Raw genomic sequence first — 13,141 nt, 5'->3', positions numbered from 1 at the left:
CTCCTCATCTTTTATACGAAATTTTCTTCTAAGAGCGGGGACTGGTACCCAATTCTTTTACTGTGGGACCAATTCATTTTTCCTTTCATTTCGGTCAGTAATTCCGCATATTTAAATGCCGCCAATCCTGAGTCAATTACTGGTATGCCTAATTCTTCTTGAAGCTCTCCATACATGCCAAACTCGGCCGTACAGCCTAAAATGATGACATCTGCCCCGTCCTTTTTAATGGCTTCTTTTGAGGCTTGCATAATTCTCTTTTTAGTTTCTGTGAGATCTTTCTGAAATTCATGGACTCCCAGGTTGACAGATTTAAAAGATGTTACTTTATTTGTATAACCGTAATGTGAAACATTTTCCTGCATTTCAGGAATCCACTTTCGCTGCCCTACTATAATAGAGATAGATTCCCCTAAAGTAGCGCCAATATGAAGAGATGATTCAGCTGGAGCAGTGATCATCATATTTTGACTTACTTCTCGTGCCGCTCTAAGTGCCGTATCATAAAAGCAACCAATCACCATGCCATCGAAGCCCGCGTTTTCTGCTTCTTTAACCTTTTTCACAATATTAGGCATGGCGATCGCCTCATAGCAGGTATACTCTAAATGCTTGGGACCGACGCCCTCAAGAGATGTTACTTCAATCTCTGTCTCTTTATTTTTATATTGTTTTAAGATTTCAAGATAAGGCTGATTAAAAATATTGGTATGGATAGGATTCAGAAATAATATCCTTTTCATTCTGCCACCTTCTCGTTTGGCGTCTTTTTAATGAATTTATGATAGACAGTATACAAAACAAAACTAATGATAAAGCCATTCACAGCAGGTATGAAATACGGGATAAAATAAGCTACAAATCCCCCAATCAGCCAAGTGATAATACCAGGCCAGTAAAAGCCTTCTTTTCGATTAAATTGTCCTTTTGATACAAAAAAGTATTCACTGATTAACACACCGGCAACTGGTGAGACAAAAACGGCAAGCAATCCTAAAAACAACAGAAAAAATTTGACAATTCCGAATATTGATAGTGCTGTACCGACTATTGCGACGATGAGTGTCCACCAAAATCTACTCCATCCAAATGCTTTTGTCAGTGCTAAACCCGCACTGTAAGCTGCCACGATATTGGTGGTCCATTGTAGCAAAATAACAAATATCAAGGCAATGGCTGGCAAACCTAAAACCGATAGTACTTGCGAGATATTCCAAGGTTCATCAACCCCAAGCGTTGTTGCCGTGAGTGCCATCATGGCTCCTATCAGCGTTAATATAATAAGTGGCGCCACTATGCCAACAATCCCTGAAAGAGAAACACTAGAAACCTTTGGATGGGTCCAACGAGTATAATCGGGCGCAAACGAAGCACCTGCCACCATACTTCCTATCACAATATTGATTCCCCAAAAGAGAGATTCTGTAGTAGCAGGTTGATACGATAGTACATGGGATAAATCCGAAGTATTAAAAACTTTAATAACCCCTAAAATGGTAATCCCCAAAATAGCCGGAATGCTTACATAATCCAACCAAGCCATGCTGGTGATCCCAAACAATGCCGGAACAACAAATAACAAACCGATAATAATCATGAATAGAGGCACTAGATTCGTATGACCCCCAAAAGCCTGATTTAATGCTTCTGCAGCAATTGACACTTGTACACCATACCATCCAAAGGCAGGCAAGGCCCCTATCACCATACCTGTTGCGATATTGGTTCCTTTCTTTCCAAAAGCTGCTTCCCCTACCATGTAAGTGTTCAATCCCTCTTTTGCGCCAATCACTCCCATTGGAATATAAAAGAGACAAAGTAAAATGGCTGTGGCAATACCTAATGATAGGGTTGCTTGGGTGAGTGTTAAATTCACAATCAGTCCACCACCAGTTGCAAAGGAGGAGATAGCTGCTGTCATGCCAAAAAAAATCGCCGCTACACCCAGCCATGACTTTCTATCTTTGTATGGAATGGGGTTTGTAGAATAATACTCTTCACTTTTAATTACATTACTCTCATTCGTGGTCGTGGTTGTCTTTTTAACGGCTGTATTTCCCATACTCTTCCTCCTTTGATAAATCATGTTTTGGGAATATAATGACTTTTCACAATTCCATCATCTTGAAACTATTCTTTTTCTGTTCTAGCAATAGAATAGGAAAACTATTTCTCCTATTCTATTGCTCTATGGAACATCAAGCCTTTATTAAGGCGTATACTAATTCACAAGCACTTTTACTTTTATTCACGCACCAATGCTTTTCTCCGGCTGGTATATAAGATGCCTCACCCGCACTTATTTCAAAAGGATTCCCTCCACTTTCACCAGACAAACTACCTTTCACAATATAAGCGTACTCATGCTCTGTATGGCTTGTCGTTCCTTCTTTTGGCAAACGTTCACCGCTTGGTATGGAGACAAAGCCAAAGTCGATTTCTGCTCCAGGAAACTTTCTTTGAAAAAGACTTTTCACCGTTTCTTTTTCACTAAAATCAGGTTTTTTTATATTCATTGTTTCCCCTCCAAATGTCTTCCAGGCAGCTCTTTATATTCAAACGTAAGCGGATCTACTTCTACCAAAAAATGCTCTCTTGCCTCATCCACTGTGAAATAACCATTTTTAACGTCCTGAGCAACTTTTTCAGCAGGCCGTTTTCGAGGGTTTCCATATCCACCGCCTGTTCCTGTCATTAAGCGAATCACATCATTCTTGTTAAGCTTATATCGAGGATAGACACCATATGGCCCATCAATTTCCCCGTTTGATTTATGAATATAAAACTCATTTGGCGAACCATCATTGCCGCCTTTCATGCCCCACGGACTGAATTTGTTGCGTCCGTAAGTAATCGTGGCCGCTTGATCATCCGACAATGCCCTGTAAGCTCGAATGACACCTTTACCGCCGATATATTCTCCCGCACCAGCCCCCGTGCCATCCTCACGCAAGCTGTATTCATCTACCCGTACCCCGTATCGCGTCTCAGCCACCTCTATGGGAATGTTATATGTTTCTCCATCCGCAATACAAAATTGTCCTGAAGCGCCATCTTGGCCTTCGGCCCCACCCCAGCCACCAACCGATGGTTCGACAATTAAGAACGGCTCTCGGGTATCGTGATGATTGCCGGACAAGGTGACAGAACTGACGGATAAATGATGGCCAGCAGTGAGCCGATTAGGCAAATGTGGTGCCAACGCTTTCCAAACTAAATCCAAACTGCCTAGCAGCGTTTCAAAATAATTAGAAACAGGAACCGGCCGTTCGGCAGACATGATCGACTTTGGATCAACTAATACTTTTAAAGGGCGAAAGACACCGTCGTTGACATCCTGCTCGGGATTGGTAACAGCTAAAAAAATGACTCTTACCGCAGACATCAAACCTGTATAGGAACAGTTCATTGGACCTGGAACCTGTGGGTGGCTCCCTCGAAAATCGCATATAAACTCATCATCCGTAATCGTAACTTTCACTTTAATTTTGAATGGGCCATTCCCCATGCCATCGGTATCAATATAATCTTCCGCCGTAAATACACCCTTTGGAAGCTTTTGAAGTTCTTGGCGGGACATCGTTTCACCGTGATTTAATAAGTAGTCAATCGCAGCCAAGATTGTCTCCCGGCCATGTTTGCTGCAAAGTTCTCTTAAACGGCGATCACCTGTGCGCAAAGCCGCCACCTGTGCCCACATATCCCCCAATGAAAGATCCGGAAATCTTACATTGGATCGAATTATTTCAACAATGCCCTCATTTAAGGTACCTGCGTCATATAGCTTAATACAAGGAAACTGCAAACCTTCTTGAAATATATCGACCGCATCGTTTGTAAACGAACCGGGATCCTTTCCCCCTACCTCTGTCCAGTGGGCTTTATTGGCGGAAAAAGCGACCAGCTTGCCTTCAGCAAATATAGGCATCACGAGGCCAACATCAGATAAGTGAGAACCCCCGCCATTATACGGATCATTAATGATGATGATATCCCCTGGCTTCAGCTGGTCGCCAGGATATTTACGAAGCGTTTCCTTCACCATAAATGTCAACATCCCAATAAAACCTGTCACACCATTTCCTTGAGTAAGCAAGTTTCCCTCTGAATCAGTCAAGCCGCTTGCATAATCAAGTACTTCGTAAATAATGGGACTCATGGATGTACGAGCCAGTGCCACAAACATTTCATCCCCTATCGCCAAAAGTGAGTCTTTCACAATTTCCAGCGTAAAAGGATCTACTTTCATAGTTGTTGTCATACTACCTTTCCTCCATTTCAATAATCAGGTTCCCATAATGGTCTACATGTAGTTTTTGACTTTCATATATGACTGTTACAGCTGATTTTTCTTCTACGACAGCCGGTCCCTGAATTTCTACTTTTGGCGGCAGTTTATCTCGGTCATAAATCGGCGTGTTGACCCAGCCTTTGCCCTCATAATAAATATCCCGATACTCCTTTTTAGCTTCCTCTACGTTCCCCGATCTCGTTATTTCCGCAATTAAAGGCTTCGGTACTTTTCCGAGGGCAATGACATGGAGGTTGACAATTTCCGTAGCGGTTTCTTCCAATTTAAATGTATAGTTTTTTTCATGGAGTGCATGAAATGTTTCAATGATGGACTCTTTGTCCGCTTGACTCCACTTTCCATTAGGGACGGGAACCTTCACCGTATGTTCTTGCCCTAAGTAACGCATATCTGCAAACCTTTGAAAGAAAACATTTGCAGCACTCATTCCCTCTTCTTGAAAATGATTGAATGCATGCTTTTCAATATTGTTCCATTGCTGGTCCATTTCTTCTAAAGAAAGCTCGTCCATACGCTTTATATACGTTTGGATATAATCGTGTCTTAGATCAGTCATTAACATACCCCATGCTGAAAAAACCGGAGAAGCGATTGGTACAATTACCTTTTTCACGCCGAGTTCTAATGCCAGTGCAGGAGCGTGCATTGACCCGCCCCCTCCAAAGGCCAATAAGGTAAAATCTTGGGGATTATAACCCTTTCTGATTGATATTAATTTCAGTGCATTTAACATATTGGAATTTGCGATGCGAATAATCCCTAGTGCGGCTTCTTCCGCAGATATGCCGAAATGATTGCCTATTTTTTGTTCCATTGCTGATCTTACATTATCTAAATCTACTTTATAGTCGAAGTTTTTCGGCGATAAACGACCCGTTAACAAGTTGGCATCTGTTGTAGTCGGTTCCGTTCCTCCTAATCCGTAAGCAACTGGGCCCGGGTTTGCGCCAGCAGATTGCGGCCCGACTTTTAATGCTCCCGCTTTGTCAATCCATGCAATGGAACCGCCTCCATTACCAATTTCCACAATGTCCACAACCGGAGTTTTAATGGGATAACCGGCATTTCGGGCATTCTTTTCAATGTAATAATCTGTAGAAACTTTTACTTCGCCATTTTCGATGAGAGAGCATTTTGCCGTAGTTCCCCCTATATCAAACGCGATAATATTCTTTTCATGAATCAGTTCACCTAAAACCGCTGCCCCAAAAATCCCAGCTACCGGGCCGGATTCCACCATGTTAATGGGGGTTTTCTTGACCTTGTCAAATTTTGTGGTTCCTCCATTTGATTGCATAATATATCGTTGCTTCATATCGGTTTTTTCATGTAACTCATGATCTAATTTATCGATATAAGTAGTGGCTGCCGGTTGAACATATGCATTTAAAACAGCAGTATTTGTCCTTTCGTACTCTCTCCACTCTTTCGTAATATCACTTGATGCCGTAATCAATACTTCCGGCCAAAGTTCTTTGATTATATTTACGGTTTCTTTTTCATGTTGTGGATTGGCATACGAGTGTAAATAGGATACGGCGATCGCTTCCACTCCTTCTTTTTTAAAATAATCCACACATTTTTCAACTTCTTCACGAAGAAGCGGCGATAATACTTCGCCTTTATCATTTGAGCGTTCACTTACTTCCAGGCGTAAATGTCTTTCCACAAATGGTTTGGGTTTTTTATAACGAATATTATATAAATCAGGCCGGTTCCCCCTGGCAATTTCTAGCACATCACGAAATCCTTTCGTGGTAATCAGGCCAACCTTCGCCCCTTTTCTTTCAGTCAAGGCGTTAATGATGACCGTTGTTCCATGTATAAACATGGAAATCTTCTCAGTATCGACCTTTGCTTTATTCAGTACATCCATTACACCTTTTTCAAAATGAGGCGGGGTGGTATGGCTTTTTTCAATCCCGACCCTTCCTTTCTCATCGACATAAACAAGATCCGTAAAAGTACCACCTATATCTGTAGCAACCCTCATCATATATCCACCTTTCTTATTGCCAATTCGTTATTTAAAAGTGATTTTCTATTGGAAAATAATAAAGATGAAACTTTATTACTCCTTAATCTTGGGATATTACATGAACCATCCATCATCCTTCTATACATGCAAAACGGAATCTGCATTTTTAATGTTTGCTCTTCTTCAGGTGACAACTCTAGCCTCGGATAAGGCGCGTTGTCTCCTTGATGCATTTTTCATTTTGATCACTTCGGAAGCGTTTTCAATAAGCGGGTCAAGCGCAACCGAGAACCTTCCTCCTATCACCAATACGACACAATGCTGCATGGTTGTCCCTCCTCGTTGTGTAACTGCTATCTTTTTTATACTTGCAATTCATATGCCAAAACAAATAAACAGCCATGAACCGTTTTGCATAGGTCAACTTTTTGTATTCCAAAATTTGGTGTGCATTATTTTTTACAGAAACTGTATAATTTTTTTTACAAGCTGAAAAAGTTAGACATCATGTGACACATATTGCGGCATTTCGACAGTGAAGGAAAAAAGTATGATGGTGGCCATGAAGCTTCAAAATGGACAGTTCCTTATCTTACAAATAAAATCGTCCCTTCCCGTAAAATGTAAGTTATCACGTCAACATTTCAGAAAAAGACGATCTTAGAGCAATCGAATTCGTTAAAAAAGGTCTAACACATAGATCACAATTCCGTAGAAGCAATGATTATGCGTTGTTTTTTTACCTACATTGTTAATCCCGACAAAAATGAAAATCTGGATGGCATTTTTCGATTGTTGTTTTTAATTTCTATCAAAAATGCCAAAACAACGCGCCTCTTCTGGTGGCGGACTCTCATATCCGTTGACTTTGCTATGGCCCCATCCCAATGTTTTATTGATCTCAACGAGAAATTCAGCATATTTTAACGCGGCAATACTTGCGTCCAGCACCGGTACACCCAACTCTTTTTGCAGCTCTTCATAAAATCCAAGCTCCGCTGTGCAGCCTAAAATAATCACATCCGCATGGTGATTCTCTATCGCGTCTTGGGCAGCATGGCGAATTTTCCGCATAGTTACTTCATGATCTTTTTGAAAATCTAAAACTCCGAGCCCAACAGACTTGAATGTTGAAAACCGCCTTTCCATTCCATACTCAAATATATTTCTTTTGATTTCCGGGATTGTTTTTTCCCGCCCCACAATAATCGCTATATTTTCACCAAGCGACTTGGCGATAGTAAAAGAAGCTTCAGCGGGTGCGGTAACAATCATATTGTCGGCAATTTCCCTGCAAGCTCTTAGCGCGGGGTCATAAAAGCATCCTATAACAACGCCGTCAAACTGATTGTCTTGTGCTTCTTTCACTGTTTTAATCAAATCAGGTATAACCATTGCCTCATAACAACTATACTCAACATGTTTCGGACCTTTTTTTTCACCTAAAGAAGTTACATGAATGTCGATATCATCGTTTTTAATTTTTTCAAAATGCTCTTTAAACGCGCGCAAATAACTATTATCATATACGGGATCTATATATAGGATTTTCTTTTGCATTTATGCTTCTCCTTTTTTCTTTGAAGTAATAACGTGATACAACCAGTAAAAGACTCCCCCTGCAATTAAACCATTGATTGCTTCAATAAAATAAGGGAAAAAGTATGCGAATACGCTTCCAAATATCCAAGAAACAATCCCGGGCCAGTATATAAGATCTTTTCGAATGAGTTTTCCTTTTGCCACTAAGAAATAGTCACTCATAATAACCCCGGCGACGGGTGAAACAAAGATAGACAATAACATAATAAAGTTGATAAAGTGATCAATAATGCCAAACATTGCTAATGCTGTTCCGAGAACCGCCGAGATAAAAGTCCACCAAAACCTGCTCCAGCCAAATATTTTCTCCAATGCCAACCCGGAGCTATACGCTGCTGTAATATTGGTTGTCCATTGTAAAATAATGACCAAAAATAATGCCACGACCGGAAGACCCAAAGCATGCAACACTTCGGCAACATTCCATGGTTGATCAACGCCCAGTGTAGACGCTGTCAATGCCATAATGACACCGACAATAACTAGAAGGAGTTCGGGTGATAAGCCGACAAATCCAGAAAGCGCTATTCCCGAAGGCTTTTTATGTGTCCATCTAGCATAATCGGGTAAAAATGTAGTCCCAATAATCATGCCGCCAACAGATAAGTTAATTCCCCATAAGATGGATTTTGCCGTTTCCGGTTCATACGCAAACAAACCATCCATTCCGCCGCCTATATGAATCGCTTTATACAGACCAAATCCAACGATAAATAAGATGATGGGAATACTAATAAAATCTAACCAAGCCATACTAGTGATTCCGTACATTGCCGGAATTGCAAATAAAATCCCCAAAAATATCATGATCCAAGGCGTTAAGGCTTCGGGACTTCCTAATCCAAGGGATAACGCATCCGCGGCTATTGATACTTGAATCCCATACCATCCTATACTTGGGATGATCGTCACAACAAGGGCGGTTGTTAGCTTGGAGCCCAAAGCACCAAATGCCCCTTCGCCAATGTTGTATGTGTTTAAGCCTTCTCTCGCTCCGATGATTCCCATCGGCAAAAAGAACACAAGTGCCAAAACACAATAAGATGTGATATTGGAAACAATCGCTTGACTGAGTGACAGACCGGTAATATAGCTTCCCGCAGTTGTAAAAGAGGATAGTGATGCTGTCAATCCAAAGTAAATCGCGGCCACATGAAGCCAATGTTTTCTTTTATTCAACGGAATCGGTCTATTTGCATAATAATCTTCTAATTTTCTTTGTTCAGCGGCCATTATGTTCCCCCATTCATATAAGCAAAGGATAAAGTGGAAATGATGATTGAAATAGCGATCAGACCTTATCCTTTGCTTTGATTGCATTGACAGTGTCCTGATATCCGCTTGTATTTGGCAGATTAATCGTTTTGTATAGATATTGTGGCAAGGTTCTTAAAAAAACGCAGCTCTGTCGATTTCCTTCTCTCCTATTCTGCTTAACTCATATTCTCAAGAAATTGCTTTCTTTTCTCCGTTTCCCGGATAAATCGGCAAGTTTGCCTGTCCATCACTACACCAAACTTCTCTTCCGCATCCTCTACAGAAAAGTAACCATTCTTAACATCTCTGATTACTTGATTGACAGGCCGCAAATAAGGATTTCCATAACCGCCGCCCGTTCCAGTCACAAGCTTCAATACATCCCCATCACGTAAAGGATATCTGGCATACATTCCATACGGTCCATCAGAAGTGCCATCGCTTTTCAGGATATAAAATCGGTTTGTCGATCCTTCTTCACCACCGTTAACTCCCCATGGCGCATACAGATGTCTGCCATAAGTGACAGTAGCCTTGGCCTGGTCAGACAAAATTCGGTAAGAGCGGATAGTGCCTGCCCCGCCGATGAATTGTCCTGCTCCTTTGCCATCACAGTTCAAACGATATTCATCAATCATGACCCCGTACCTGGCTTCTGCGATTTCTGCGGGAATATTATAGGTTTCTCCGTCTCCGATACAAAATTGTCCTCGTTGACCGTCATGCTTCTCACCCGCTCCCCATCCTCCAACCGAAGGCTCAACCAATAAATAAGGGTCTCCGAAATCCGGATGATTTCCCGACAAGGTCACGGAACATACTGATAGAAAATGTCCTGCTGTCAGGCGGCCGGGAAGAATGGAGGCGAGTGCTTGCCACACTAAATCTGCTCCAGAAGAACCACTTTCCCAATAATTGGATACAGGCGCGGGTCTTTCCGCCGAAAAAATGGATGCCCGGTCTGTAATGACTTTCAAGGGGCGAAATACGCCGTCATTGACATCTTGGGATGGATTCGTGATCGCTAAAAATATCGTTCGAATATCCGTAACAAGCGTTGTATAGGAGCCATTGATCGGCCCCGGAACTTGTGGGTGACTCCCTCTAAAATCACAAATAAACTCATCATCCGTGATGGTCACTGTTACCTGAATGGGAAAAGGACCGTTGCCCAACCCATCCCCATCTATAAAATTTTGAGCTTTATATGTTCCATTGGGGAGCTTTGCGATTTCTTTCAAAGCCATCTGTTCCCCTTGGTATAACAGAAGATTAATCGATGCCTCGACGGTATCTTTTCCGTAACGCTCACATAGTTCATTAAAGCGTTTCCCGCCAATTTTCAAGGCGGCAATCTGCGCCCACATATCACCAACAGACAATTCAGGGAATCTGACATTGCTTTTAATCATTTCAACAAGAGCATCGTTCATCTTTCCTTCCTCACAGAGCTTAATACACGGAAACTGGAGCCCTTCTTGATAAATATCTGTTGAATCATTGGTAAAAGATCCCGGATCTTTTCCCCCGACCTCTGTCCAGTGGGCTTTGTTGGCGGAAAATCCCAATAATTGCTCCTTGTAAAATACAGGCATAACCAACCCAACATCGGATAAATGTGTTCCTCCCCCGCCATATGGGTCATTAATGATAAAAATATCTCCGGGTTTAATCTCGTTTGTACTGCCATATTTGTTGATGACATCTTTGACCATATAACTCAATGTTCCGATAAATCCGGCAACCCCGTTGCCCTGCGTGAGCAACTGCCCCTGTCTATCGGTCAAGCCGCAAGCAAAATCAAGGACCTCATAAATAATGGGGCTCATGGAGGTTCTTGCCAATGTGTGAAACATTTCTTCTCCAATGGACAACAGTGATTCCCTGACAATCTCCAATGTGAATGGATCATGTTCTTTCATGAGTGTTTGGATATTATTCATCTGAACCTACTCCTGTTTCGATGATTAAATTGCCGTATTTATCTGCATGTAGATTTTGTCCTTTATAGATCACAGTTACCGCGGCTTTTTCTTCGATGACTGCCGGCCCTTCAATCTGCTTTCCCGTTGGCAGTTTGCTTCGGGCGTATACGTTTGTTTGAACCCAGCCTTCTTGTTCATAGTAAACAGGTCTGATTTCGATTAGTGCGTCCTCTAGATGCCCTCTTTTTTCAATCGCTTCTAAAGAAGGTTTATCTGTTCTTCCCAATGCCACCAAATGAATGTTTACAATCTCTGTTTCCTGTCCTTGCAATTGAAAAGTGTAATTTTTTTCGTGAAGATGATGAAAAGCCTCGATCATTTCCCCAATCGTTTCTTTTGTCCACCTTCCGTTTGGAACAGGCACCTTTACCGTATGTTCTTGACCGATATAACGAATATCCATAAATCGGGAAAAAACGATCGATTTTTCCGGCATCCCTTCTTCCCGAAGCTTTTCCAATGCCGACTTTTCCATTGTGATCCATTTTTCATTTAGGTCGGCAACATGCAACTCCTCAGTTCTTTGAATATACGTTTGAATATAATCGTTTCTCAAATCCGTCATCAACATTCCCCACGCAGAAAAAACGGGAGAGGCAAAAGGAATGATTACCTTCCTTACACCCAATTCTTTGGCAAGAGCGGCAGCATGCATGGACCCGCCTCCACCAAAAGCCACAATGGAAAAATTGCGCGGATCATGGCCTTTACGGATTGAGATGAGCTTTAAAGCCGTAAGCATGTTGGAGTTGGCGATTCGAATAATGCCCAAGGCTGCTTCTTCCGGACTTATATGGAACGCTTTTGCGATCTTTTCCTGTAATGCGGCCTCCACCTTTTTCATGTCAACGGAATAGTCGAAATGATTGGGCGATAACCTTCCGGTATAAAGATTCGCATCCGTAGTAGTGGGTTCTGTTCCGCCCCTGTTATACGCCACTGGCCCAGGCGAAGCACCCGCCGATTGCGGCCCGACCTTTAAGGACCGTCCTTCATCTATCCAAGCTATTGATCCCCCGCCATTGCCGATTTCAACAATATCAACAACTGGCACCTTTACCGGATATCCGGCATTTCTGCTATCTCTTTCAATGTAATAATCAGTAGAGACTTTCATTTCTCCATTCTCGATCAGGGAACATTTAGCGGTTGTCCCGCCAATATCAAACGCGATCATATTTTTTTCACCGATCAACTCCCCCAAGATAGCAGCCCCATAAACACCAGCCACTGGCCCCGATTCCAGCATATTGATGGATTGTTTTTTGGCTTCGGCAAAAGTTGTCGTTCCGCCATTGGATTGCATAATATAGTTTTTATCAGGCGACCGCTCAGTTATCTCTTCTTGGAGATTGTCAATATAGGTGGATGCAATTGGTTGAACATAGGCATTTAACACTGTCGTGCTTGTTCTCTCATATTCTCTCCATTCCTTTGTCAATTCGTGGGACACGCTCACGAACACTTCCGGCCAAAGCTTCATGACCTCTTCTCTGGCTAAAATTTCATGCTTCGGATTGATATAAGAATGCAAAAAGACAATGCCGATCGCTTCCACTCCTTCGGACTTAAACTCCTCGACAATCTCTTTCAGTTCATGTATATGGAGCGGTTGCATGACTTCTCCTTTATAATTGATCCGTTCATTTACCTCTTTTCTTAAAAGCCGCTCCACAAAAGGAGTCGGCTTTTTATATCGAATATTAAAGAGATCCGGTCTGTTCCCGCGAGCAATCTCCAGTACATCCCTAAACCCTTTTGTCGTGATGAGTCCGGTTTTCACACCTTTCCTTTCCGTAATGGCATTGATGACAACGGTAGACCCATGAATAAATTGATCAATTGTTTCGACATGATTTTTTTCGATTACATTCATAACCCCTCTTTCAAAATGTGGAGGAGTCGTAGGGCTTTTATCAACCCGCAGCTTTCCAGAATCATCAATATATGCCAGATCTGTGAATGTGCCTCCAATATCTGTTGCCACTCTCATGTCATCCCACTCCC

General features: G+C 42.0%; 10 protein-coding genes. All 10 read right to left on the bottom strand.

Annotation, left to right across the window (positions count from 1 at the left end; all coding sequences use genetic code 11):
- Positions 1 to 11: 11 nt before the first annotated feature.
- On the bottom strand, positions 12 to 743 hold the full coding sequence (locus tag JOC94_RS09355; protein ID WP_077114398.1) for an aspartate/glutamate racemase family protein: 732 nt from the start codon (positions 741 to 743) through the stop codon (positions 12 to 14).
- Complete coding sequence (locus JOC94_RS09350) at positions 740 to 2,062, bottom strand: purine-cytosine permease family protein (protein WP_077114400.1); 1,323 nt, start codon at positions 2,060 to 2,062, stop codon at positions 740 to 742. Before JOC94_RS09350 ends, JOC94_RS09355 begins: the two co-directional genes overlap by 4 nt.
- Before the next feature lie 136 nt (positions 2,063 to 2,198).
- Complete coding sequence (locus JOC94_RS09345; RefSeq protein WP_077114401.1) at positions 2,199 to 2,516, bottom strand: cupin domain-containing protein; 318 nt, start codon at positions 2,514 to 2,516, stop codon at positions 2,199 to 2,201.
- Positions 2,513 to 4,261: a hydantoinase B/oxoprolinase family protein gene (locus tag JOC94_RS09340; protein WP_077114403.1), complete on the bottom strand. Its 1,749-nt coding sequence runs from the start codon at positions 4,259 to 4,261 to the stop codon at positions 2,513 to 2,515. The genes JOC94_RS09345 and JOC94_RS09340 overlap by 4 nt, the downstream gene beginning before the upstream one ends.
- Position 4,262: 1 nt before the next feature.
- Positions 4,263 to 6,305, bottom strand: coding sequence for a hydantoinase/oxoprolinase family protein (locus JOC94_RS09335; protein WP_077114405.1), 2,043 nt, complete (start codon positions 6,303 to 6,305; stop codon positions 4,263 to 4,265).
- Positions 6,306 to 6,473: 168 nt separating this feature from the next.
- Positions 6,474 to 6,617 (bottom strand): hypothetical protein, encoded by a 144-nt coding sequence (locus JOC94_RS09330; RefSeq protein WP_171974073.1) that lies wholly within the window; start codon positions 6,615 to 6,617, stop codon positions 6,474 to 6,476.
- Positions 6,618 to 7,091: 474 nt separating this feature from the next.
- Positions 7,092 to 7,850, bottom strand: coding sequence for an aspartate/glutamate racemase family protein (locus tag JOC94_RS09325; protein ID WP_077114406.1), 759 nt, complete (start codon positions 7,848 to 7,850; stop codon positions 7,092 to 7,094).
- Entirely contained in the window at positions 7,851 to 9,125 is a 1,275-nt protein-coding gene (locus JOC94_RS09320; RefSeq protein WP_077114408.1) for a purine-cytosine permease family protein, read from the bottom strand.
- A 200-nt stretch (positions 9,126 to 9,325) separates the two neighbouring features.
- Positions 9,326 to 11,092 (bottom strand): hydantoinase B/oxoprolinase family protein, encoded by a 1,767-nt coding sequence (locus JOC94_RS09315; RefSeq protein ID WP_077114410.1) that lies wholly within the window; start codon positions 11,090 to 11,092, stop codon positions 9,326 to 9,328.
- The gene (locus tag JOC94_RS09310) at positions 11,085 to 13,127 is read right to left on the bottom strand and encodes a hydantoinase/oxoprolinase family protein (RefSeq protein ID WP_077114412.1); all 2,043 of its coding nucleotides are present in this window, start codon (positions 13,125 to 13,127) and stop codon (positions 11,085 to 11,087) included. Before JOC94_RS09310 ends, JOC94_RS09315 begins: the two co-directional genes overlap by 8 nt.
- Between the last annotated feature and the right edge of the window lie 14 nt (positions 13,128 to 13,141).

The organism is Siminovitchia thermophila, from assembly GCF_016909185.1.
Classification (GTDB): domain Bacteria; phylum Bacillota; class Bacilli; order Bacillales; family Bacillaceae_C; genus Siminovitchia; species Siminovitchia thermophila.
Note: the sequence above shows the minus strand (reverse complement) of the source record. Positions and strands in the feature narration are given on the sequence as shown.